The organism is Streptomyces tricolor (assembly GCF_002155905.1).
GTDB classification, from domain to species: Bacteria; Actinomycetota; Actinomycetes; order Streptomycetales; family Streptomycetaceae; genus Streptomyces; species Streptomyces tricolor.
The window spans coordinates 1-700 of the sequence record NZ_MUMF01000982.1; the positions used below are offsets into that span (position 1 = coordinate 1).

Consider the following 700-nt stretch of genomic DNA (forward strand, 5'->3'; position numbering starts at 1 on the left):
TACTGGATCATGCGCCGCATCTCACCGTCGGTCGCGACGCACTCCAGCAGGTACGACAGGCGCGTGTGCTCGTCCACATGGCTCTGCAGGAACACGGTGCACACCTCGGGGTCGAGCCCCGCCGCCAGCAACAGCGTCGCCGTCTGCCGGCTGANNCGGCCCAGCGCCGCATGGCGCCCAGGTAGTTGCCCAGGGTCAGGTGCCCGGTCGGCTGAATCCCGCTGAAGACCCGAGTCATCTCCACTCCACCTTCTGGTCGGGACCGCCGCCCCTGCGGCCGGCCCCCGGAGCCCGGAGGGAGATACGAGAACGGCCGCCGAAGCGGCGGCCGTTGAGTGCATACGTGAGTACGGCCGCCGGTCAGGCGGCCCACCAGAGCTGGGTACACGTACGCGTCATCACGCACTCCACAGTACGCCTCCGGAGTGCTCCGCGGGCGGGAGTTGACACACCCCACGCCGATACGTAAGGTTCTCCGAGTTGTCCGACGTGAGCGCCGACTCCGGTCGGTCCCCGGACAGCCATTCCGCAAGCACCACCCACGCAATCGGCACTCTGCTGTCGACTGCTTCGGCGTGCGTATTTGCGAAATGAGGAATCCGCGTTCGAAAGGACGCCGGCCCCGATTAGCTCGGGAGCCAGGAATCCGCTAAAGTCTCACTCGTCGGAACGGCCGAAGGGCCGGGAAGACAAGCCCCCC

Annotated in this window: 1 pseudogene; it reads right to left on the minus strand. The window is 67.2% G+C overall.

From position 1 onward, the window contains the following. Positions 1–238, minus strand: a pseudogene (locus CCN44_RS42100) (tryptophan--tRNA ligase); the annotation flags it as partial. Positions 239–700 lie beyond the last annotated feature (462 nt).